Origin of the sequence: Citricoccus muralis (assembly GCF_003386075.1) — a bacterium.
Classification (GTDB): Bacteria; Actinomycetota; Actinomycetes; order Actinomycetales; family Micrococcaceae; genus Citricoccus; species Citricoccus muralis.
The window spans coordinates 1,722,414-1,743,706 of sequence record NZ_QREH01000001.1; the positions used below are offsets into that span (position 1 = coordinate 1,722,414).

The following is a 21,293-nucleotide window of genomic DNA, read 5'->3' on the forward strand; positions in this document are numbered from 1 at the left end:
CCGCCCATCCCTCGCCCGTCCCCGTCCGCCCCTCACTCGTCCCTCACTCGTCTTTCTGGCCGTGAGCACCGGGTCGGGAGTTCTAAGATGAGCCCATGAACCTTCCCTTCGCACGGTCCGAACAGTCCACCCTGGGCCTCGAATGGGAGCTGGCCCTGGTGGACGCCACCGACGGCACGCTGAAGCCGGTCGCGGACCAGGTGCTGGCCGGAGTCGCGGACCAGGCGGAGCTGCACCTCGGGCAGGAGCACCCGCACGTCAAACCCGAGCTGCTGCTGAACACGGTGGAACTCGTCACGGACGTGTGCCACTCGGTGTCCGAGGGGATCGGCCAACTGCGCGAGTCCGCCAGCACCGTCCGGGAGGTCACCGGTCCCATGGGCGTGGAGGTGTACTGCCAGGGCTCGCACCCGTTCGCGGAGCCGACCCTGGAGCAGGTCACCCCGGCGGACCGCTACGGCAAGATGATCGACCGCACGCAGTGGTGGGGCCGGCAGATGCTGATCTACGGGGTGCACGTGCACGTGGGCCTCGATGACGTGCGCAAGGCGATGCCCGTGGTGGACGGGCTCGTGAACTACGTGCCGCACTTCCTGGCGCTGTCCGCCTCCAGCCCCTTCTGGGCGGGCGTGGACACCGGCTACCAGTCCCAGCGGACCCTGATGTTCCAGCAGCTGCCCACCGCCGGGCTGCCGTTCCAGTTCCGTGAGTGGTCCGGGTTCGAGCAGTGCGTGGCGGACCTGACCAAGACCGGCGTGATCGACGACGTCACCGAGTGCCGCTGGGACGTGCGCGCCGTGCCACGGCTGGGCACCGTGGAGATGCGCGTGTGCGACGGCGTGGCGACCCTCGAGGAGATGGGTTCGATCGCGGCCCTGACCCAGTGCCTGGTGCAGGACTTCTCCGACATCCTGGAGGCCGGCGGCACCATCCCCACCATGCCGCCGTGGCACGTGCAGGAGAACAAGTGGAGGGCCGCCCGCTACGGCCAGGACGCCATCATCATCCTGGACGCGGCCGGCGAGGAGACGCTCGTCTCCGAGCACCTGCGCGCCGAGCTGATCCGGCTGGCCCCGGTGGCCGAGCGCCTCGGCTGCTCGGCCGAGCTGGCCGGCGTGGAGGACATCCTCGCCGGCGGCGGCGCGGCCGCGCACCAGCGGCGGGTGGCGGCGGCTGTGGCGGAGAACCCGGGGCACGACGCCGACGCTCCCCTGCGTGCGGTCGTCGCCGATGCGGTGGCCCGGACGCAGGTGTCGATCGGGGGCTGACGCCCCCCGAGTCGCAGACCGACGGTAATTCGGCTCAGGACTCTCGGTCTGTGACTCGAGAGCGGTCGGGCCGGACGAGGTCCACCACGGCTCGGAACAGCTGCGACGAGGGGACGGGCTCCATGCGGACCCACCCCGGTTCGGCATACGGCCCGGGGCGCCCGACGGCATACTGTCCGTGGTTGAGCGTGCCGATGTGCTGCCACGCCAGCTCAGTCCCCTGCGCCGAGGTCCCCACCAGGGTCCAGTGGTACCAGGTGTCCCGCCACACCTCAGACTGGGCGGTTCCCGCACCCTCCGGCAGTGGCTGGCGACGGTCGGCCAATCGGCCCTGGAGGTCTGCCGTCCGGCACAGCGGCGAGTCGAAGGTACGGTTCAGGCCTGGCGAGATGCCGGCAAAGCGCACCACCACGTCGGCGACGAGGTGTCGGCTGAGGACACCGAGCCAGACGCGGTCCCCCGACGTCTCCTCCGTGTAGGCGAAGCGGCCGACCACGCGGATCCTCAGGTGGGACTGTTGTCCGCCCTCTCGGCCGAGTGAGAGGTCGAGGCTCGTCTGGGCGCGGCTGAACCGTTGCCCGAGGGTGTGACCGAGCTCGGTCGGGACGAGCCCCTCAACCAGTCCGGCCTCCTCGAGCAGGCTCCGATCCAGTTCCTCGATTCGGTGGACCCGTTTCTCCTGGGTGAGCCGCCGCAACCACGCCCACCCCGTCCTCGTGATAGCAAGCGTCCATGGCAGGCTCCGCGGTCCGTTGTACCCGTAGTCGACCACGCCCCACTCCCTGCCGGTTCGCAGGCCGTCCCGGACCTCAGAGACGACCATGGTGGCCAGCAACTCCAGCTCCGGGTGGACGGCAGTCGCATATCTGGCCCGGATGATGTCCAGGCCGTCTGCGTCGGCGAAGATCCAGGCCGTCTCGGTGATGGAGCCGCCTGCCTCCTGGGCCACCCGCATCACCCGCCACCCGACACGGGAGCCGTCGTCATAGGGCTCGACGGCGACCTGGAACCATCGCTCGTCCTCGGCCGTCGGATCCGGCCACCGGCCGGAACGGACCTCGTCCGCGGTGTACCGGTCCAGGGTCAGTCGCGGCACCATGTGCTGGACCAGCGTCGCCCCGGAGAAGAGCAAGGCGTCCTCATGCTCATGCTCTGCCAGACGCACCCATCCCTGCGGATCCCCCAGCGTCCCGGTCACGCCCTTCCCGGCCAGCGGGTACTCGTCAGCTGCGGCAACACCCCAGTCAGTTCTCAACCGGACGCCCCACGGGCATCGACCGTCGGTGCCTCCTCGGGTTCGACGGTCACCACCTGGATCTCGCCGTGCTCGTCCACGGTGACCACCTCGTCTGGCTCGAGGGGCACGGGCTCCGAGTGGATGTAGGTGGACTCCAACAGCTCCTCATACTCGTACTGGTGGTAGGCGTCGGTGTAGTCGATCTCCTGGGAGTGCTCCATCATCTCGTCCTCGGTCCAGCGCATGTCCCAGGCGCTGTCCACGACATAGGTCACGAGCCGGGCGACGCCCTCGTCCACGAAGTAGACGACGACATAGGACAGCCCCTTGGACTGGACAAAGGTCGCATCGGCCAAGGCACCCGTCGGTACCCCCGCCAGGGTGGTGATGGACTCCTTCAGGGTCTCCCGCGAGATGTAGGCGTCCTCGATCTCGGCGACGTGATCCTGGGACATCAGCGGCGCCTGGGCGCGGTACCCCATGGCGATGTCATGCGTGCTGAGGGAGGCGTTGGCAGCCACGTCGAACACGGCCTTGACCTTGCCCGCGGTGCCCAGCTTGTCGCTCACCGCCGAGGACAGGCTCTGTGTCCCGGGACCGCCCTTGGCCACTCCGAGGGTGGTCGCCGCTCCCAGTCCCATGGAAGCCACCGTGGTGTGCAACTGAGCCCCGGTGACGACCTGCTTGACCCCGTCGTGGTCCTCGCCGAAGTTGATCTCGACGTCGTGGAGTTCCGGGTCCTCCGCCACGGCTCGGAGGAGGAGTTCGTTGAGGTAGGGATCCATGGGGCTCCCACTCATCACCATGGTGCCGTCCTCGGTCAGCACCCACCGGCGGCCCTCATCATCGATCATCGTGTAGGGCAGGCTCTCAAGATCGATATGTGCCACCAGCCGCCGGGCGTCCTCGGCGGAGATCCCCTCGAAGCCGGCGCTCTGCAAGATGAACGACTCTAATTCGGCCTGCGAGTCCACGGAATTGTGCCCGGCGGAGAACTTGGTGAACCCGAGATTGCCGGTGACGTCCACCTCGATCTTGCCCAGGGAGTCGTTCAGTGTCTTGTAGAGGCTGAAGTGGACGCCGTTCAACTGCGTCCCCTCCGTGATGAGCGGGTTGATCAGGTCACTGACGGCATACTCATCCTTGTCCTCGGCCAGGTACGCCTGGACCATGGTGTGGACCTTGTCGTGGTAGGTTCCCCGGCGAGTTTCGTAGTCCTCCATGCCCTGGGCGAATGCCCGCAGGTACCCTGCGGCCTCGAGTCCGGCGTCCCTGATCCCGGTGAGGCGCTGGAAGTGTGGCTCCATCGCACTGAGGACGGTGTCGGTGTCATCGGTGATGTAGAAGCCATCGAGGCCCGTCCATTGCGTGGCCACGGGGGCTACATCCCAGAAGGCATCGGTCATGACGGTCTCCACCCGATCCGCCAGGGCATTGATCTCCGAAGTGTTCGGCGGCGGAGGGGCAACGGGAACCAGACCGTGGTGGTAGGCGGAGTTGCGGTAGTTGGCGTCCCCGTTGACGAAGGTCACGTACGTCATTCCGAGGCCTCCTGGTACTGCTCCTGGTTTTCGAATACGCCAAGGCCGCCCGGCTCCCCCTGGGGGGTGCCGGTGTCCTGGCCATCGACCACACCGTCTCCATTGACGTCCTCCCGGACGGCGGTGCCGCCCTCATGCAGGGTCGAACCGTCCTTGGCGATGACCGTCGGGTAGCCCACCTCGGAGACACCGTCCTCACGCGCCTTGGCCTGGGCGAGCATCTCCCCGTCACCGGCGGTGTAGGAGTTGAGGGCCGTCTGGAAGGCGCCGATGACCAATTCGATGTCGCTGCAGACATCGTCGAATTCAGGTTTCAGCAGGTTGTCGTAGAAGGCCTGGAAGGAATCCAGATAGGTGCCGAAGTCGAGGTGGGTTCCGCGACTGTCCACCACGAAGCTCGGCTTCAGGGCCGTGGCGGCCTCCGTGGCCTCCGTGGCCATCAGGGAGAAGTTGACGGTCTTGTCAGCCATCGTCCCGTAGGCCGCATCGATGACGCCCTGGCAGTTCTCCACATAGATCTCGTAGTCGCTCATGCCTCACCCCGTTGACTGTCACCTTCGGCTCTGCTCACCACGAGGCTATCTGCCGGTCTTCATGCCTCGCCATGGGGAGAAGTCCCCATCCCCTCTCATAAGCCTCATGAGAGCGCCAGTTGTCGAGGGAACCGGCGAGTCTCGACCTCTATCGATGCCGTGATGGTTGCGGGGTGAGACGGTTCAGCAGGGTCACCAACAGGCTTGAGGTCTGGGCGGGGACGAGTCGCACGGACTCCCCCTGGTTCACCTCATCGTTGGTGTCACCGTGAGCGCCAACTGCCTCGCCAGCCGGCCGGGTCAGGACCTGATTACCGTGCCGGCCGGCGTTGAGGGCCATGAGCAGCGGCGCGGGGACACCATCCTTGGTCCCGTTCGGTGCCCGGTCCTCGGTCTCCAGGGTCCACAGCAACCAGGCCGATTCCCACAGGTCCTGCCATCGTGCGTCGCCTGCAAGGTGCTCCGGCAGCTCGGTCTTCGGGTTCAGGGCCCGCCGGACCAGCAGGTCCCGCGAGACGGTGTCCTGTCCCAGACGGCGCGAATCGGACGGGCCCAACGCGGCGGCTCGGAGCACCAGCTCTGGAGCGCGCTCAGCCGGGAAGAGACCGATCAGCGCCCCGTCCGGCATTCCTCGGACCGGGAGGGCATGCGCGACGGCGGCCACGAGACTTCCGGCCCGGAATAGCTCCAATGTGCGGTGACGGCCGTGTTGACTGTGGATGGTCACCGTGGAGACCTGATCGGGGTGCTGCAGGATCGTGGCGAGTGCGAAGGACCGGTCCGTTAGACGGCGGGTGGCAGCATCGGCCAATCCGGCTTCCAGCACGGGGCGGGCCGACTCATCCTGGAGCTCACCCCAGGCGGCTTCCGGGCGGTGCATGCACAGGAACTCGAGCGCGGTGGGCGCCAACTCCACCATCGAGGCTCCCGCCCATGCCCCTGCGGCGCTGTACAGCTCTCGGGGACTCTCGTGGCCGCCGTCGGGCCTGGCCGTCGTCTGGGCCGCAGTCCCACCGGCGCCCCGGACGTTCCGGTCCACGCGGACGACCGTCTGAGGTGAGGGGTGCCCCGCAGCCAGGGCCGGAGCCCAATCGGCAGGGATGGCACCGGCCATCGAGTCCATGAGCATTTCCAACGGGGGCAGATCGCCCACTGCGCAGACAGCGGTGGCGTCCAAGACCGGCGTGTCCTTCAAAGGGTCGAACCCCTCGGGCAGCCCGGCCACCGCGGACCACAGCAACCAGCGGGTCTCCGCCATGGGCTGGCCGGCCAGAGACGGCACCAGGCGCAGGAAGCGCAGCCCGAACCAGTCCCCACCCGACCAGCGATCCATGCCCACGGGCAAGCCGCGGGCTGGATCGGGTCCACTGCGGGTCCCGAACCGCGGGGTTTCCGGGGCTGAATCAGTTCGAGGGTCGTGCACCTCAGAGCCGTCGGGAAGGTCAGCGTTGGTGTTCCACCGCCGGACGGTGAACACCGGGGTCGTCCGGTCCGGCCCAGGCAGCGACATCAGCAGCAGGTCCGCCCCGGGCAGGAAGGCCGGGGACCAGCCGGTGGGTACGGGCAGGGTGGGAGACAGGGCAGACGAGGACGCGCGCGGGACGGTCGGCACCGTCAATCCACCTCGAACTCGCCGGTGTCCGGGTTGTACCGGTCCTGCATCTCGTCCAGATCCCATGACTGGTCCCCGGCCTCGTTGACGATGAACTCGGTGACCCCGGTGGCCACATAGGTCACGGCGAAGCCCAACACCATGCCACCGGGGCCCAACACCGCGGTCAGTACGGCGGAACCGGCACCGGTGGCGATCTGCACCCCATCCGCGATCAGGGATTCACGGGCATACTTCTGCACAATCGAGTCATACTCGGATTCGGAGAGCAGCGGGGCGGCGGTGGAGAGGTTCTCCCGGTAGCGGTTGATGTTCACCCCGGTGCCGATCAGCTGCACGATCGCCGTGGCCCACCCGCCGATCACACCCTTGCCCAGGGTGGAATCGGTGAGCTTGCCCAGGGAGTTCAGCCCGAACCTCGAGGCCATCTCCGCTACCGTCTGGGTGGTCTCGCCGTCGAAGGACAAGTCGATCTGCCGCCAGTCCGTGTTCTCGTTCATGACCGCCAGGATGGTGGCGTTGAGGTTCGGGTCCATAGGCGAGCCGGTGCGGACCAGCTCCCCGTTGGGGCCGTAGGACCAGCGGACCCCGTTGGCGTCCATGTAGTCGAAGGGCAGGTCGTCGTACTGGGCGAAGACCTCCTCGGCGATCGCCAGGTATTCCTCCTCGGAGAGGTCGGCGCCACCAAAGATGTGACTGTCCGCGAGTGCCTCGGCCAGTTCCTCCGGGGTCTCATACTGCGTCAGGGATTCGCCGCGATGGGAGAAGTCCATCTCCCCCAGCTCTTCCATGTCGACGCCGTCGATCGTGCTCGCCAGGTCCCGCCGGGCCGCATTGAGATGGTCGATGACCCAGACGGGTCCATTGGCCTCCTTGCCGTCACGCGTGGTGCGCATGGCATTCGACTTGTCCGCGTAGCTCATGCCGTACTTGGCCGTGAACTCGTCGTCAGACAGGCTCGAGTGATCGGACTCCACCTTGCGGTAGGTCTCCATCCATCCCTCGGCCCATCCGTCGTAGTCGACCTTCATGTCATCGAAGTCCTGGACAGAGGCCTTGTACACCTGTACGGCCCCGGAAAACACCGCACCGGCGTTCTTGATGGCCTGCAGCTTCTCCGCCACCGGGGTCATGGCCGCGAAGACCGCATCCTTGTCAGCGCCACCGTAGACCTCGCGGAAATCGTTCCACTTCGTCACGGCCTGCATCAGGTGGGTGAAGGTCTCGTGGCAGTTCTCCGCCAGATTGTCCGCGGCGTTGGCCGCCGAGGAGATATTGCCGGTGCCAATCGCCCAGGAGCACACGCCGTCCCAATACCGCGAGGTGTGGTTCTCCTGGGAGACGTCCGTGATCCATTCCACGTCATCGAACTTGGTCATGACTCAGCCCTGGCTTCCGTGAGCAGCCTCATAGGGATTGGAGATGTACTGCTGACCTCCCAGAGGGTCGTTCGGGTCCGGGTAGCTGGGCATGGGCGATGGCTCTGGGCCGGTGGTGTCCTGCTGGTCCGATGAGTCCGAAGGGGACGGGATGCCACTGGTGGAGGTCCCATCCCCGGAACGGTACTCGGGGAAGTCAGACGTGGCTCCCGAAGCCTCGTACGCCATGGCGGCGTCCCCGGAGACGTAGTAGTTGACGGCCTCCTCCATGGCGTTGATGCAGTTGGTCAGCTCCCGCATCACCTGTTCGTAGGTGGGCTCGAGCTTCTCCTCCAAGAACGGGTAGTACGCCGCATGCACCTTCTCGGCGTCCGACTTGGTGTTCGAACTCTCCTGTGCCGCATAGGTGTGGCGGTCGACCATCATCAGGTCGTCGTTGACCCACTGAAAGTCATTGCTGGCATCCACGATCTCCCGCAGGTCTGAGATGACACGCTGGCATCCGTGCACGTCGATCCAGTATTCGGTCAAGGTCTACCCCTTCGAGGCCATGGACCCTGTCGGCCCGCTGGGAAGAGCCTATCGATCGGTCCGGAGCATAGCGATGGGGAGAAGTCCCCATGCACCACCACCCTGGCCGGCTCAGGCCACCAACGAGATGCTCTCCACCGGCTGGCCGGGGTCCGCGGCGAAGTCCAGCCCGGATGGCTTCACGCCGTCCGCCACGAGTTGCGCCCCCAGGGCCGCGACCATGGCCCCGTTGTCCGTGCACAGCCGGACCGGGGGGACGGTCAGCCCGATCCCTGCGGCGTCGCACCGCTCGGCCAGCAACGAGCGGAGCCGGGAGTTGGCGGCCACTCCCCCACCGAGCAGCAGGTGGGTGATGCCGTGTTCGGTGCAGGCGCGGACGGCCTTGGCGGTGATCACGTCCGCGACAGCCTCCTGGAAGGAGGCGGCGATGTCCGCCGTCGGGATCTGGTCCTCCGGCACCCCGGCCGCCTCGAACTGCTCGACGCACCGGGCCACCGCGGTCTTCAACCCAGAGAAGGACCAGTTGTGGCGGTGCTTGCCGGGGTCCTCCGCGCTGCCGACGAACTTCGGAGCGCTGAGTCCGCGCGGGAAGCGGAAGGCCTTCGGATCGCCCTGCTGGGCCAGCCGGTCGATCACGGGCCCGCCCGGGTAGCCGGCACCCAGGAGACGGGCCACCTTGTCATAGGCCTCACCCGCGGCGTCGTCGATGGTGGAGCCGAGCAGCGTGACGTCCGTGGTGAGGCGGTTGACCTGCAGGATCTCCGTGTGCCCACCGGAGACCAGCAAGGCACCGAGATTCTCGGGCAGCGGCGGGGCGGGCAGAATGTGCGGATCCCCGCCCGAAGCACCGTCCCCGAGCACGACGGCGGCCGGCCCGGTTCCGCTCTCGGCCACCCCGTCCAGCACACCGACACCGACGTGGGCCACCAGATGGTTGATGCCAAAGAGCGGCTTGTTCGCCGCAAGCGCGAGGGCCTTCGCCCCGGCCACTCCGACCATGAGGGCACCGGCCAGTCCGGGCCCGGAGGTCACGGCGATGGCGTCGATCTCCTCCAGTGTGACGCCAGCGGTGTCCAGCGCCTGCTGCAGCGTGGGGATGAACTCCTCGAGGTGGGCGCGAGCCGCGATCTCAGGGATGACCCCGCCGAAGCGGACATGTTCCTCCATGGATGAGGCCACCGCATTGGCCAGCAACTCGGTCCCGCGCACGATCCCGAAGCCGGTCTCATCGCAGGAGGTCTCGATGCCGAGGACGAGCGGGGCGGCAGGAACACCAGCGGAGGCATGGGGAATCGGGGCATCAACCGTGGAAGGCATGCCCACCATTCTAGGTACCCCTGGACGGGACGCCGATCGGCCCCGGCACCTCAGTCCCGGGGAACCGGGTACCAATCGAGGTCGGTGGGTGCCCTGCCGGCAACGGGAGCGGCGCTCGGGGCAGCAAAGACGTCCACGACGTCCACGGCCGGCGTCGGGAAGACCAGTTCGGGGGACGCGGACCAGCTGCCGCAGGGCGACAACACCCGCCAGTCACCATCAGCTTCGGCCGGGGCCAGCACGGAGTCGACGAGGGTGGTGGATGCAGCCAAGGTGCCATCCAGGACGGTCACTCCGCCCAGGGGATTTTCGGCATGGTTCCACATGCTGAGGGAGGCGGGGTCAGAAGGTCGAACCAGCGATCGGGATGCGGACCGTGAACGTGGAGCCCACGTCCTTCTCCGAGGACACGAGGATCTCCCCGCCGTGGGCCCGCACGAAGCCCTGCGTGATGGCCAGCCCCAGGCCGGTGCCCGGGATGGCTGCTTTGCGCACGTGCTCGGTCCGGTAGAAGTTCGTGAACAGCCTCTCCCGTTCCGCCTTCGTCATCCCGAAACCGGTGTCTCGGACCGTCAATTCGGCCCAGTCCCCGCCGCCATCCACGCCGCCATCCACGCCGCCTATACCACCCACACCACCCAGCCGGCGGAGCGCGACGGTGACGGAGCCGCCGGCAGGCGTGTACTTGATGGCGTTGGAGAGGAGGTTGTCCACCACCTGGCTCATCTTGACCGGGTCGGCCTCCGCGCCCATCCGGTCCGGGAGGTCCGCCGTCAGGCGGAGCCCCGCCTTCTTGGCCTGGACCTCCACGGATTCCACACTGTTCTGCACCAGCCGCGCCAGGTTAACCTCCTGCACCGTGACCGTGGAACTGTCCGCGGCGGAGTCCAGCAGGCTCGTCACGAGCCCCAGCAGACGATCCGCGTTGCGCTGAGAGGTGATCAGGAACTTCCGCACGATCGGGTCCAGGTCCTCGTCCAGCGCGACGTCCAGATAGCCGATGATCGAGGTCAACGGCGTGCGGAACTCATGGGAGACTTCGGCCACGAACCGCTCCCGGGTCTGAATGGCGTCCATCAGGTCCGTGACGTTCTGGAAGACCACCACGGTACCGTCGAAGTGGTCCTCCTCGTCATACATCGACGAGGCCGAGACGGAGAGGTGCTGCTGGGATCCGTCCGTGCCGATCGCGATGATGCGCCCGCGGTAGTCCTTGCCCTGCAAGGCTTGGGTCACGGGACGCTCCTCCGGCGGGATCGGTGTCACCCCGTCCGCCTCGAACAGCAGCAGCTCGTCTTCTGGCCCGTCGTCCCGGCCGGGCGGCAGCCCGATGAAATGGGTACGCCGCTGGGCCTGGTTCATCAGGATGTCGTTCCCGCGCCCGTCTACCACGAGGATCCCGACATCCGAGGTCTCCACCACCGCCTGCAACATCCGGTTCTGCGAGGCGGCCCGGTCCAGGGCCGAGCGCAGCTCCACTCGTTGCTTGTCCATGCTGCGTGTCAGGATGCTGGCCGCCACCCCGAGCGCCAGCATGAGGAACGGCACCACGACCGGACGGGTCAGTGCGGACTCCACCAGTTCGTCCGGGAACGGCGCCTCCCCCGGCAGGTACGGCCACCAGGTGACCGCGGCCGAGCCGAGGAACCCCAGCGTCAGCGCGAGGGCGGGATAGATCCCGGACCAGGCGAGCCAGAAGACGGGAAAGGCCGAGAGCAGGGACATCCCGTCCACCACGTAACGGGCGGCGGTCCACAGGGGCGCGATCGCCACGAAGTCCAGCAGCGGGATCACCCAGTAGACCACCGGGTGGAATCGATGCCACGGCACCACACCCGCCAGCACCGTCAGCAGACCGATCCCGCCCAGCCCCAGGACGAAGTGCGGCGAGCCGGTGGCCACTCCCGGCTCGATCACCAGGACGGCGATCGCCACGACCACCGTGGAGATCGCCAACGGCATCTGGGAGAGCAACACGCGTCGCTGCAGGGGGAACTGGCCGAAGTGGCGGCGCCCCTCGGCTCCCTTGGCAGAGGGCAACGTCGTGGGGGTAGCGAGTGACACGGCATGGCTCCGTTTCTTTGCGGGGCATGAGACGCCCCGCTGTACACGATAACCTTGGACCAAACTAAGCTTCGGGGGTGTTGCGCGTGGAGGATCATCGTATCGCCGTCGTCATCGAGGATGATGATGACATCCGCGGCCTCATAGTCGCCCTGTTGGGCCAGTCCGGGTTCGAGGTGATCGCCACCTCCAACGGCACGGACGGAGTCACCGCGGCCCGCGAGTTCGACCCCGTGCTGATCACCGTGGACCTGGGCCTGCCGGACATCGACGGCTACGAGGTCACCCGCCGGGTACGCCAGTTCACCGACGCCTATGTGGTCATGCTGACGGCCCGCACCGAAGAGATCGACACCCTGATCGGCCTGGACGCCGGTGCGGACGACTACCTCACCAAACCGTTCCGCCCGCGCGTGCTGCGCGCCCGGATCCAGGCCATGATGCGCCGGCCACGTGCCAGCCAGGCTTCCGTCCCCGCCTCAAGCGCGACGCCGGCCACTCCCGCCCCCGGAGTACCGGTGGTTCCAGCAGCGGCCGGCGGGCCGTCGTCGGGCCCGGGGTCCGTGCCCGGCGCCGATGCCGGACGGCGCCTGAACCTGGAGGGGCTGGAACTCTTCCCCGACCTGCATCTCGTGGAGGCGGAGGGGCGGGCGATCTCGCTGACACCGACCGAGTTCCTGTTGCTGGAGACGCTGATGCGCAGCGGCCGGGTGGTGCGGTCGAAGGCGGAGTTGTCACGGATCATCCGCGGTGACGAGCCGGACCATGGGAACTACGTGTCCGCTGCGGACGAGCGGACTGTGGAGGTGCATCTGGGCAACCTGCGGCGAAAGCTTGGGGACTCTCCGAAGTCTCCGCGCTGGGTACAGACGGTACGCGGGGTCGGCTACCGGATGGCGGGCAGCCCGCAACTGCTCGGTTGGCAGCCGTCAGGCCGGTGATGGATCCTGCTGGAGGAAGAGCCGAAGCTGGCGTGCAGTCTCCGCGGCAAGACGCCGCACACACTCCATGATCTCGGTCAGCCGTTCCATGGCGGGCCAGAGCACGGGCGTGGGCGGACGGCTGGCGAAGTCCTCCTGGAGCTCTGCGGCCAGACGTGACAAGGCCTCTGCCCCGGCCAGGGCCGAGGACGTTTTCAGGGACAGGACAGCGTCCATCCAGTCCTCGTGGTCCCGGGCGGTGAGCGCGCGCTGAAGACGCTCGACGCGCTGGTCCAGCATGGCTTCGTAACGGTGGATGAATCGGCACAGCATGTCGGTATCGCCCAGTTGTTCCCCCAACCGGCCCAGCGCATCAGCATCGAGTACTGGTGCAGTGGTCATAGCGTCATGATGCCGTCCCTTCCGCAGGAGCACGCTGGGCTTTTCCCAAAGCTTTGCTCAAGAACCACTCTGTTCACATCGGCCAAAGGGAACCTCAAGACCACAGCCGCGAATCTATGGGAAACCTTGTGGCGATTCGTCGCAAATCCCAAGGACGGACTTGAGGACCCCGCCGTGAAATAGATCTCGACAGGAAGCCACCGCCGCACCGACATCCCCCGTCGGACAGGCTCACGAGCTCCTGCACCGTCTCAGTGTCGACGCCGGCGCTGGCATCCCCGCCAGCCCCGGCGAAGATCGCTCTCATGCAAAGGGTTTACCAATGAAGAAGATGACCAAGGGTGCAATCGTGACCGGCCTGGGCGTGGCCCTCCTCCTCGGCGGCGGCGGCACGCTGGCGGTATGGAATGCCGACGCCACTTCCCAGCCCGGAAGCATCGTTGCCGGTGACCTGGACCTGGCTGCCGGTGAAGGCCAGTGGAGGTCCAACCTGTCCGGCTCGATCCAGGACATCTCCGCCTACCGCGTCATCCCGGGCGAGACCCTGACGTACTCCCAGGACCTGGACATCACCCTCCTGGGTGACGAAATCAAGGCCACGCTGGCCACCGACGGCGTCACCCCGGCCAACGGATTCGTCCCGGCCGATGTCAACGTCTCCGAGCCGGTCCTGAGCACCGGCAGCAACGTGTTGACTGAAGAGAACAATGGCGACACCGTCACCGCCACCACCACCTTCCAGTTCGTCGACCGCCCGGATCAGGGCCGTAGCAGCGTCGGCAAAACCTTTGCCTTCGGCGATGTCTCCTACGTGCTGACCCAGCGGGAGCCGAACGCACTCGCAACATCGATCAACTGACTGAACCACCACGTGGCCTGGCGGTCTTGTCCCTCTGACCGCCAGGCCCGCTCCATCACCCGTTCCGTTCGACCGGTCTCATCGACTTTTGGAGTTGAGCATGCGCATCAAGACCATGCTGCAGACCACTGCAGTTCTCGGTCTGGCAGTGATGGTTGGCCTGTTGGGAGTCGGAGGAACCTGGGCCCTGTGGAGCACGTCCGTTCCGGCGAACATGGGCACGGTCGAGGCGGCTGACTTCCAGGTGAAGCTCAACGGGAGTTCCATGACGTCCTGGGTTGGAATTCGTCCGGACGGAGCTCTCACGCCCACCCAAGAGGTCTATGCGATGGTGACCGTTACCCATGACACCAACGCCAGCGCTCCGTTCTCCATCGAGGCAACCATGCCTGCTACCGCCACGACCCATCTCAGTGCCCTGGAAACGGATCTGACGGTTCAGGCGGTGCGGATGACGAACCCTACATGCGCCGACGCCAGCTTCACGGCGCAGGCCTCAAACACCGCGGTCATTGACAGGAACCAGACCGCAAGCTTTTGCCTCCGGATGAGTCTGCCGCCTGATGCTCCGTCGAACAAGACCCCGTCCGATGTCACGGTGACCATTCCGGTCACCGCCACGCAGATCCAGTGAGGAGCCCGGCATGAGTGCACGCCGCCACGCCCCGGTCTGGCTGCAGTGGGTCGGCCAGACGATGTCCTTTCTCGTGCTGTGCGTCTCTACGTTGGCGGCCATCGTGCTTATCATCGTCCCGCTCGCCACCGGCTCCCAGACCTACTCCGTGCTGACGAGCTCGATGGCACCCTCGTACCCGCCGGGCACATTCCTGGTGGTCAAGCCGACCGATGTCGACTCCCTGCAGCGTGGCGACGTCATCACGTATCAGATGAAGTCCGGCCTGCCGGATGTCATCACCCACCGGATCACCGGCTTCACGGCAGGTCAGAACGGCCAGCGCCAGCTCATCACCCGGGGCGACAACAACGACGTCGCCGATCCGGATCCCGTCATGGAGATCCAGTTGCGCGGAAAGCTCTTCTACGCCGTGCCCTACGTCGGCTTCCTCGCCAATGCCCTGGGCCAGACGGACCGCAGCGGAATCATCACGGCTTTGGCTATCGCCCTGATCGCTTTCGGCCTGTACTCCATGGTCCGCGGGATCCTCAAGGACCGCCGGGAGGCCCGGGACCGCAAGCTGATCGAGGACGCGTCCGCGGAACTCGATGCGACTCTCCCGAACGACAAGGTCCTGTCGTGAGCCCCGACCACGGCGCCGGGGGCGTTTCCCGCCGGACCTGGCGCACCGCCGCCGTCGTGTTCCTGACCGTGTTCCTTGGCGGTCTCTGCCTCGCCGGTGCGAATGCGCTCTGGTCACAGCAGGGCACGGTCCAGGCCACGGTCACCACCGGGACCTGGGGGCCTCAAGACATCGACTGGACCCCGGATGTCCTGGCAACAGACATCCGAAAAGACAATGGTTCGGCCACCTTCACGCTGATGTGGAAGCAGCCGGCGGCGAAGGGTACCTGGTCCTATTCTGTGTCAGTGGAGGATGCCACATCCGTCGTGGTCTCGAGAACACAGCCGGCGGCCTTCATCGTCGTTGAGAACGGCGTGAGCTGCTTCCCGCTCAGTCTCCAGGCCACGAACGATGATGGGACACAGACAGCCGTAAAGACGCTGTTGCTCAAGTATCACCCCAGCGGTCCCAACGGTTCCGTGGAGGTTGAGCGCGGCTCTTCCTGCTGACCCCTCCCCTGAACGTGGAGTTGTCGGCCCGCCGCAGGGTCTGATTGCTACCCCACCAGCCGCCGCCGCATGATCAGCGCGTCGACCCGGCCGCCACCAGCCCCCTGTGCCGAGGCATCCCCCGGGTAATACCCCGCCCGCGTGTGGATGTGCTCGAAGCCGTGGCGTTCGTACAGCCGCTGGGCCCGCGGGTTGTCCGCGCGCACCTCGAGCAGCAGGTCGGTCGCCCGGCGGCGCGCGGCCTCGGCCACCATCCACAGCAGCATCGCCGTGCCCAGTCCGTGCCCCTCGGCCTCGGGAGCCACGGCAATGGTCTGCACATCAGCCAGCGGCGGCACGCACATCAGCCCGCAGTACCCGAGCACGACGTCGGCGGCCTCCCCCGCACCAGCGTCGCGGTCCGCATCGATGACCGCTGTGCCGGTCACCGCTGTGCCGGTCACCGCTGTGCCGGTCGCCGTCGTGCCGGATGCCGATCCGGGCACCGGGCCGGTGATCACGCGGTAGTCACGCGTGCCGCCGTCGGGTTCCGGAACGGCCTGGGCAAGTTCCTCCTCGAAGAAGGACAGCGGCCAGGCATCGAGCGGGAACAGCCGGTTCTCCAGGGCGTGCACGGCGGGCAAGTCGGCCCAGTCCAGAAGTCGCATCGAATAGCCGGCGGGCAGCACGGGGTCAGCGGCGGTCGAGGAGGTGGCATCGAACTCGTCAACGGGCTCGGAGGGAGTAGGCATGCGGGCTATTCTACGAACCGCATTTCCTGCCCGGCCCACGGCTCTCACCGCTGGCCCGGCATCGGCATTAGGGTGACGGAGTGACCAGGAACGAGGCGGGTTGACCATGGGCGATTCTCACACGGTGGACCGCTCGCAGCCGGAGCTTTCCCTCCGGGACCGATTGGTCGAGCGGCTGAACCGGCCGGGCGTCTTCACGGCCGTGTCCCAAACCATCAAGAGCGTGATCGCGGCCACCGCGGCCTGGTGGTTCTCGATGTTCGTCCTGACGACCGAAATGCCGTTCTTGGCACCGTGGACCGCCCTGTTGACCGTGCACACCACGGTGTACCAGTCGATCTCCCGCGGCCTGCAGACCTCGGTGGCCTCCGTCATCGGCGTCGGCCTGTCGTTCGTGGTGGGCAACTATCTCGGCGTCAACGTGTGGACGTATGCCCTGGCGCTGATGGTCGGGCTCATCCTGGCCCGCATCCGCTGGATCCGGGACGAGGGCGTGGCTATCGCCACCACGGGCATCTTCCTCCTCAGCAGCGGGTTCAACGACCAAGAGCCCCTACTGCTGGACCGCATGCTGGAAGTCGGCGTCGGCGTCGCCATCGGGATCGCGGTCAACTTCCTCGTTGTCCCGCCGCTGCGGGACTGGCAGGCCGCCCAGCACGTCGATTCCATCAACCGCCGCATGGGCGAACTGCTGGTGGACATGGCGGACCAGATGTCCCAGTCCTGGGACACGGACAACGCCGAGGAGTGGATCGAGGAGACCCGGTCCATGGAGGAGGACACCAGAACGGCGTGGAGACTCGTGCAGTTCGCCCAGGAGAGTCACCGGGCCAATCCCCGGACGTACCTGCACCGCGTGCGCCCCTCGAAGAACCACCACCCCCCGTCGGCCACCGAGGAGGGAGCCGGTTATGCGGACATCCTGACCCGGGTGGACGAGGGGATCTCGCACCTGCGCCACCTGGCCCGCACCCTACGGCAGGCGACGTATGTGGAGAGCGCGTGGAACGATCGGTTCCGCACCGAGTGGGTGGCCATCGTGCGCGACTGCGGGCAGGCCATCGCGGACCCCGACGCCGAGGTGGAGCCGATCAACGACCGGTTGACCACGCTGTCCCATGAACTCTCCGATGACCACGATCTCCCGCAGTCCGCATGGCCGATCTACGGCTCGCTGATCACCAGCGTGCGGCACCTCGCCGTCATCGTGGACGACGTGGCGTCCTCGCGTGAGGCCCGGGAACCCGACGCCTGACGAACGGCTGCGATTTCTTACCCTCTGGATCTTGCCCTCTGGGTCTTGCCCTCTGGACCCTGCGTGACATAGGAATCGACCATGGGTACCCGCATGTTCGTGGCTGTCTACCCGCCCGACGACGTCCGGGAGGAACTGGCCGAGTTCCTCTCCGTCCGCCCGGGCCTGACCTGGGCCGGCCCGGAGCAGATGCACCTGACGCTCGCGTTCTTCGGATCCGTCCCGGACCGTTCCCTCGAGCCACTCGAGGAGAACCTGGACGACGCCGTCCGGAGCGTCGAGTCCTTCCCCTGCGGCCTGCACGGGGCCGGGGCGTTCCCCCATCCGGACAGTGCCGCGGTGTTGTGGCTGGGCGTCGAAGACGGTGCCGAGGACCTGACCCGGCTGGCACGGAAGGCGCGCGGGGCGGGCAACCGGGCCGGCGTCGTGCCTGATGGCAAGGCCTTTCATCCGCACCTGACACTGGCGCACCCGGGCCGCACGAATGCCACACGGTGGGTCCGCGTGCTGGAGACGTTCAGCTCGCGGATCTGGACCGTGGATGAGGTGCACCTGGTCGAGTCGACGCTCCAGGGGCATGGCCACCGGCCGCGGCATCGGACCGTGAAGACGGTACCTTTGACCCCCTGACGGGGCGGGTGCGCGTCGGTAGCGTGGAAGGTGCCACGCCGTGCGCGGTCGGCGTCTCTCACGGTGTTCCGGCGGCCACGGCACGAGGAGAGGACACATCATGACCGCGCGTTTTTCCCCGAGGAACACCCCACTCCGCACGACGGCGGCCCTGCTGGGCCTGGGCGGCATTCTCGTCCTGGGTGCCTGCGCACCCGAGGGCGCATCCGAGATGACGCCGGAGGGCGGCGCATCCGCTCCCGACGGCGGCGTCCAGTCCCTGAGCCCCGGAGCCACCGAGAACGCGGAGACGACGGACACCGTGGCCTCCGGCGCCGGAGACTCCGATGCCCCCGCTGACTACACCGCGAGCATGCAGGACATCGAGAGTGAGGTTGGCACCGCACAGATCCGGGAGATGGACGGGTCGATGGAGTTCACGGTGGAGGTCTCCGGCATGGAGCCCGGTTTCTACGGCCTGCACGTTCACGAGATCGGAGAGTGCAACCCGGACAGTGCCGCACCGGACGACCCCTCCGAGCTGGGGGCCTTCCTCTCGGCCGGCAGCCACATCGGTGCTGACGAGTCCGACCACCCCGACCACGCCGGGGACCTGCCTCCCATCCTGGTGCAGGAGTCCGGGGAGGGGCACCTGACCTTCCAGACCGACCGGCTCACCGCCGAGCACCTGCAGGATGAGGACGGTGCCGCGATGATGCTGCACTCCGGCCCGGACAACTTCGCCAACATCCCGGAGCGCTATGCCCCCGACGGTCCGGATGAGGACACCACTGGTACCGGCGACGCGGGCTTCCGCTGGGCCTGCGGCGTGGTCGAGGCAGCCGGCTGATCGCCCCCCACGTTATGATCACGCCCGACGTCGAGAATCGCCGATTCAGACGACGGTGACCGTGCTCGCAACTCGTGTCTGACGGTGGATGGCCCGGCGTAGGCGTTCCAGGAACTGCCGTGCACCGTCGCTGCGATAGACGTCATCAGCAGCCTTGACCGATTCCCAGCCGTGGTCTGTGAAGTCGCTGTCTCGCTTGATGTCGCTATTCAACTGGGCGGACTCCCCGTGACCGCGTCCGTCGTACTGGATAGCGATCCGCCACTGGGGATAGTGCAGATCTGGCCGTCTCTTCAGGGTCGGTGAAAGCCAGACCTCCTGGTTCACCACGGGCTCGGGCAGCCCGGCATCAACGATGATCAGCCGAAGCAGGGTCTCGGCAGGCGAGTCCACGCCTTCACGGATCAATGCCCTCGCTTGGCGGGCGGCATTGATGCCCTTGGTGCGACGGCGGCGCACCAGCACTGCATCCACCTCGGCCAGGGTGCACAGCGGGTTCTCCCCCAAGACCCCGGCCGGCCGGGCGGGACCATTGCTTCTCTGCAGCAGCGCATCCCCGGCGGCGACCAGCCACACCGGATCCTTGATCTGCGTGGCGTGATCCAACCAGGTCCGTTCCGGTGTCGTGAGCCGCAGTCCGTCAAACTCCACCACGTCCTCGTCATCCAACTCGGCCTTATGCCCCTGGATTCCAGGTCGACGCCTGGCCCCGGATTCCCCTTTGCGGCCCGTGACGTGAATCGGCCAATCCTCCTCCAGGTGGTGCGGCAACCACAGGCCCCACAGTCGCGCCGCTGTCGAGTGGCTCAGATAATGGTCCCCGGTCAATGACGACACCGCTTCGACCACCTCGCGCCACGGAGGGTCTCCGAGGTTCCAGAGCCTGATACCCGGCGTAGGCACCACCAACCACCGGTGCCGCAGCTGGTACTCGGTCATCCCAGATGCACGAGCTTCCTCGGCGGTGAACACCGTCTTGGGCACGGCGCCTCGAGCCGAGTCCTGCTTGGCTGCACCTTCGCCGACCGCGGTCGAGTCGGCTTCGTTCTTCCAGTCCATGGACACCAGCGTTGGGCATTCTGCCCGCCCCTGCAGAAGTTATCCACAGGCCGAGTGACTAGCCGGGTCATGAACCCAGTCAAGAGCCACGTCACGAGCACGCCCGACGTCGAGAATCGCCGATGAACCCTTCGGCGATCGTGCTCATAACTCCAGCGGGCAGTCGGCATCGGGACCGTTACCCCCCAAGGGGCAGTGGGCATCGGGACGGTTGCCCGCAGGCGTCAGAGCAGATCGATGACCTCGTCCAGCATCTGCTCCGTCAACCGCCCGGTGAAGGTGTTCTGCTGGGAGACGTGGTAGCAGCCGACCACGCGCACCTCCCTCGGACGGCCGGCGCTGACGGCGCCGGTGCCATCGCCAGCGCGACCGCTCGGCACCGTGAACACCGTCTGCGCCCCGTGGCCGAACTTCGCCCGGGGCCGCGGCACGCTCCAGCCCACGCGCAGCGCCGCGGCATGCAGCGACTGCCAGCCGATCCCGCCCAGCACCAGGATCGATTCGACCGAGTCCACCAACTGCAGTTCACGGTCCAGCCAGGGACCGCAGGCAGCTCGCTCGGCCGGCGTCGGCTTGTTGTCCGGCGGCGCGCAGTGCACCGGGGCCACCATGCGGACGCCCCTGAGCCGCTGCCCGTCCCCGGCGGACACCGAAGTCGGCCGTACGGCATAGCCGGCCCGGTACAGGGCGGCGTGGATCCAGTCCCCCGAGCGGTCGCCCGTGAACATCCGGCCGGTGCGGTTCCCTCCGTGAGCAGCCGGGGCGAGCCCGACGACGAGCACGCGCGGCTCCGAGTCCCCCAGGGACGGCACGGGCCGTCCCCAATAGGGCTCACCGAGAAACGCCTTCCGCTTGCCCACCGCCACCGATTCCCGCCAGTCCACCAACCGCGGGCAGGCGCGGCACACGGAGACCCGGGCGTCGACGTCGGCCAGGGACTGAGCCGTGCCCGCCATCCTCCGGACCTGTGCAGCCGAGGTGGCGGCCGGCGTCGTCGGCCCCGCGGGGTCCTCCGGCCAACCGGTGCCGGGCGGCACGGGCGAGGCGAACGGCTGGCCCGTCACCGGGTGCGGCAGCAGGCGGGGCAGGCCGCCGCCCAGGGGAAGGCCTTCACCGGGAGGGGTGCTGCCGGCCGGAATCCCGGTCAGGACTGCTGTTCCCGGAGCCGGTCGATGTGCTCGGAGGCCTCGGCATCACCGGTGGCACCAATGGTCTCCCCGTCGGCTGCCCCGGCTGCCGACTCTGCGGCCGTCCCCTGTCCGAGGACCTCTGCCTCTTCCTCCGGATCGGGAAACTGGGCTGGTGTGGTCGTCATCAGTGGCTCCTTCGGGACGTGGTGTCGTCGGTTTGGTGCACATGCTAACGGCAGGTCAACG

23 protein-coding genes are annotated in these 21,293 nt (G+C 67.3%); 9 read left to right on the top strand and 14 right to left on the bottom strand.

Features of this window, described 5'->3' with window-relative positions; translation table 11 throughout:
- Window positions 1-95: 95 nt before the first annotated feature.
- A complete protein-coding gene (locus tag C8E99_RS07565; RefSeq protein WP_115931771.1) occupies window positions 96-1,268 on the top strand; it encodes a glutamate--cysteine ligase in 1,173 nt (390 codons plus the stop codon).
- Between the two features lie 34 nt (window positions 1,269-1,302).
- Here the strand turns inward: C8E99_RS07565 and C8E99_RS07570 are convergent, their stop codons facing one another.
- The 9 genes from C8E99_RS07570 to C8E99_RS07610 all read right to left on the bottom strand — a co-directional run bounded on the left by C8E99_RS07570 (window position 1,303) and on the right by C8E99_RS07610 (window position 11,482).
- Entirely contained in the window at window positions 1,303-2,523 is a 1,221-nt protein-coding gene (locus C8E99_RS07570) for a hypothetical protein (protein ID WP_115931772.1), read from the bottom strand.
- Window positions 2,520-4,046: a hypothetical protein gene (locus C8E99_RS07575; protein WP_115931773.1), complete on the bottom strand. Its 1,527-nt coding sequence runs from the start codon at window positions 4,044-4,046 to the stop codon at window positions 2,520-2,522. The genes C8E99_RS07570 and C8E99_RS07575 overlap by 4 nt, the downstream gene beginning before the upstream one ends.
- Complete coding sequence (locus C8E99_RS07580; RefSeq protein WP_115931774.1) at window positions 4,043-4,579, bottom strand: hypothetical protein; 537 nt, start codon at window positions 4,577-4,579, stop codon at window positions 4,043-4,045. The genes C8E99_RS07575 and C8E99_RS07580 overlap by 4 nt, the downstream gene beginning before the upstream one ends.
- A 148-nt stretch (window positions 4,580-4,727) precedes the next feature.
- Window positions 4,728-6,191, bottom strand: a complete 1,464-nt coding sequence (locus C8E99_RS07585; RefSeq protein WP_115931775.1) for a hypothetical protein — start codon at window positions 6,189-6,191, stop codon at window positions 4,728-4,730.
- 2 nt (window positions 6,192-6,193) lie between these two features.
- Entirely contained in the window at window positions 6,194-7,570 is a 1,377-nt protein-coding gene (locus tag C8E99_RS07590; protein ID WP_115931776.1) for a hypothetical protein, read from the bottom strand.
- Between the two features lie 3 nt (window positions 7,571-7,573).
- Window positions 7,574-8,101 (bottom strand): DUF6507 family protein, encoded by a 528-nt coding sequence (locus tag C8E99_RS07595; RefSeq protein ID WP_115931777.1) that lies wholly within the window; start codon window positions 8,099-8,101, stop codon window positions 7,574-7,576.
- A 111-nt stretch (window positions 8,102-8,212) separates the two neighbouring features.
- Entirely contained in the window at window positions 8,213-9,418 is a 1,206-nt protein-coding gene (tsaD, locus tag C8E99_RS07600) for a tRNA (adenosine(37)-N6)-threonylcarbamoyltransferase complex transferase subunit TsaD (RefSeq protein WP_115933314.1), read from the bottom strand.
- 50 nt (window positions 9,419-9,468) lie between these two features.
- Window positions 9,469-9,711 carry a hypothetical protein gene (locus tag C8E99_RS07605; RefSeq protein ID WP_147301197.1) on the bottom strand — a complete coding sequence of 81 codons (243 nt, stop codon included), beginning with the start codon at window positions 9,709-9,711 and terminating at the stop codon, window positions 9,469-9,471.
- Between the two features lie 49 nt (window positions 9,712-9,760).
- Window positions 9,761-11,482 carry a sensor histidine kinase gene (locus C8E99_RS07610; RefSeq protein WP_147301198.1) on the bottom strand — a complete coding sequence of 574 codons (1,722 nt, stop codon included), beginning with the start codon at window positions 11,480-11,482 and terminating at the stop codon, window positions 9,761-9,763.
- An 86-nt stretch (window positions 11,483-11,568) separates the two neighbouring features.
- Here C8E99_RS07610 and C8E99_RS07615 point away from each other — a divergent pair, with 86 nt between their 5' ends.
- Window positions 11,569-12,423, top strand: a complete 855-nt coding sequence (locus C8E99_RS07615) for a response regulator transcription factor (protein WP_211309098.1) — start codon at window positions 11,569-11,571, stop codon at window positions 12,421-12,423.
- Here C8E99_RS07615 and C8E99_RS07620 read toward each other — a convergent pair.
- A complete protein-coding gene (locus C8E99_RS07620; RefSeq protein WP_115931780.1) occupies window positions 12,412-12,804 on the bottom strand; it encodes an Hpt domain-containing protein in 393 nt (130 codons plus the stop codon). The genes C8E99_RS07615 and C8E99_RS07620 overlap by 12 nt on opposite strands.
- Window positions 12,805-13,126: 322 nt before the next feature.
- On the opposite strand from C8E99_RS07620, the gene C8E99_RS07625 reads away from it, so the two are divergent.
- From C8E99_RS07625 to C8E99_RS07640, 4 genes are all read left to right on the top strand, one after another.
- Window positions 13,127-13,663, top strand: a complete 537-nt coding sequence (locus C8E99_RS07625) for an alternate-type signal peptide domain-containing protein (protein ID WP_115931781.1) — start codon at window positions 13,127-13,129, stop codon at window positions 13,661-13,663.
- 100 nt (window positions 13,664-13,763) lie between these two features.
- On the top strand, window positions 13,764-14,297 hold the full coding sequence (locus C8E99_RS07630) for a hypothetical protein (protein WP_115931782.1): 534 nt from the start codon (window positions 13,764-13,766) through the stop codon (window positions 14,295-14,297).
- A gap of 10 nt (window positions 14,298-14,307) precedes the next feature.
- Window positions 14,308-14,922, top strand: coding sequence for a signal peptidase I (locus C8E99_RS07635; protein ID WP_115931783.1), 615 nt, complete (start codon window positions 14,308-14,310; stop codon window positions 14,920-14,922).
- Window positions 14,919-15,413 (top strand): hypothetical protein, encoded by a 495-nt coding sequence (locus tag C8E99_RS07640; protein WP_115931784.1) that lies wholly within the window; start codon window positions 14,919-14,921, stop codon window positions 15,411-15,413. Before C8E99_RS07635 ends, C8E99_RS07640 begins: the two co-directional genes overlap by 4 nt.
- A 47-nt stretch (window positions 15,414-15,460) precedes the next feature.
- On the opposite strand, the gene C8E99_RS07645 is transcribed toward C8E99_RS07640, so the two are convergent.
- The gene (locus tag C8E99_RS07645; protein WP_245952456.1) at window positions 15,461-16,060 is read right to left on the bottom strand and encodes a GNAT family N-acetyltransferase; all 600 of its coding nucleotides are present in this window, start codon (window positions 16,058-16,060) and stop codon (window positions 15,461-15,463) included.
- A 190-nt stretch (window positions 16,061-16,250) separates the two neighbouring features.
- On the opposite strand from C8E99_RS07645, the gene C8E99_RS07650 reads away from it, so the two are divergent.
- The 3 genes from C8E99_RS07650 to C8E99_RS07660 all read left to right on the top strand — a co-directional run bounded on the left by C8E99_RS07650 (window position 16,251) and on the right by C8E99_RS07660 (window position 18,858).
- Window positions 16,251-17,399 (top strand): FUSC family protein, encoded by a 1,149-nt coding sequence (locus C8E99_RS07650; RefSeq protein WP_115933316.1) that lies wholly within the window; start codon window positions 16,251-16,253, stop codon window positions 17,397-17,399.
- An 81-nt stretch (window positions 17,400-17,480) separates the two neighbouring features.
- Entirely contained in the window at window positions 17,481-18,029 is a 549-nt protein-coding gene (gene thpR / locus C8E99_RS07655) for an RNA 2',3'-cyclic phosphodiesterase (RefSeq protein ID WP_115931786.1), read from the top strand.
- 100 nt (window positions 18,030-18,129) lie between these two features.
- Window positions 18,130-18,858, top strand: a complete 729-nt coding sequence (locus C8E99_RS07660) for a superoxide dismutase family protein (protein WP_115931787.1) — start codon at window positions 18,130-18,132, stop codon at window positions 18,856-18,858.
- A gap of 45 nt (window positions 18,859-18,903) precedes the next feature.
- Here the strand turns inward: C8E99_RS07660 and C8E99_RS07665 are convergent, their stop codons facing one another.
- The 3 genes from C8E99_RS07665 to C8E99_RS15875 form a co-directional block, all read right to left on the bottom strand.
- Window positions 18,904-19,917 carry a hypothetical protein gene (locus C8E99_RS07665; RefSeq protein WP_147301199.1) on the bottom strand — a complete coding sequence of 338 codons (1,014 nt, stop codon included), beginning with the start codon at window positions 19,915-19,917 and terminating at the stop codon, window positions 18,904-18,906.
- Window positions 19,918-20,141: 224 nt separating this feature from the next.
- Entirely contained in the window at window positions 20,142-20,873 is a 732-nt protein-coding gene (locus C8E99_RS07670; RefSeq protein WP_211309001.1) for a uracil-DNA glycosylase, read from the bottom strand.
- A 188-nt stretch (window positions 20,874-21,061) separates the two neighbouring features.
- Entirely contained in the window at window positions 21,062-21,232 is a 171-nt protein-coding gene (locus C8E99_RS15875; protein ID WP_170144553.1) for a hypothetical protein, read from the bottom strand.
- Between the last annotated feature and the right edge of the window lie 61 nt (window positions 21,233-21,293).

Coding starts and splice junctions, on each gene's coding strand:
- C8E99_RS15875 (WP_170144553.1), bottom strand. CDS start 21,232: ATGACGACCACACCAGCCCAGTTTCCCGATCCGGAGGAAGAGGCAGAG.
- tsaD (WP_115933314.1), bottom strand. CDS start 9,418: ATGCCTTCCACGGTTGATGCCCCGATTCCCCATGCCTCCGCTGGTGTT.
- C8E99_RS07625 (WP_115931781.1), top strand. CDS start 13,127: ATGAAGAAGATGACCAAGGGTGCAATCGTGACCGGCCTGGGCGTGGCC.
- C8E99_RS07635 (WP_115931783.1), top strand. CDS start 14,308: ATGAGTGCACGCCGCCACGCCCCGGTCTGGCTGCAGTGGGTCGGCCAG.
- C8E99_RS07620 (WP_115931780.1), bottom strand. CDS start 12,804: ATGACCACTGCACCAGTACTCGATGCTGATGCGCTGGGCCGGTTGGGG.
- C8E99_RS07645 (WP_245952456.1), bottom strand. CDS start 16,060: ATGCGACTTCTGGACTGGGCCGACTTGCCCGCCGTGCACGCCCTGGAG.
- C8E99_RS07630 (WP_115931782.1), top strand. CDS start 13,764: ATGCGCATCAAGACCATGCTGCAGACCACTGCAGTTCTCGGTCTGGCA.
- thpR (WP_115931786.1), top strand. CDS start 17,481: ATGGGTACCCGCATGTTCGTGGCTGTCTACCCGCCCGACGACGTCCGG.
- C8E99_RS07650 (WP_115933316.1), top strand. CDS start 16,251: ATGGGCGATTCTCACACGGTGGACCGCTCGCAGCCGGAGCTTTCCCTC.
- C8E99_RS07580 (WP_115931774.1), bottom strand. CDS start 4,579: ATGAGCGACTACGAGATCTATGTGGAGAACTGCCAGGGCGTCATCGAT.
- C8E99_RS07590 (WP_115931776.1), bottom strand. CDS start 7,570: ATGACCAAGTTCGATGACGTGGAATGGATCACGGACGTCTCCCAGGAG.
- C8E99_RS07660 (WP_115931787.1), top strand. CDS start 18,130: ATGACCGCGCGTTTTTCCCCGAGGAACACCCCACTCCGCACGACGGCG.
- C8E99_RS07665 (WP_147301199.1), bottom strand. CDS start 19,917: ATGGACTGGAAGAACGAAGCCGACTCGACCGCGGTCGGCGAAGGTGCA.
- C8E99_RS07575 (WP_115931773.1), bottom strand. CDS start 4,046: ATGACGTACGTGACCTTCGTCAACGGGGACGCCAACTACCGCAACTCC.
- C8E99_RS07670 (WP_211309001.1), bottom strand. CDS start 20,873: ATGGCGGGCACGGCTCAGTCCCTGGCCGACGTCGACGCCCGGGTCTCC.
- C8E99_RS07565 (WP_115931771.1), top strand. CDS start 96: ATGAACCTTCCCTTCGCACGGTCCGAACAGTCCACCCTGGGCCTCGAA.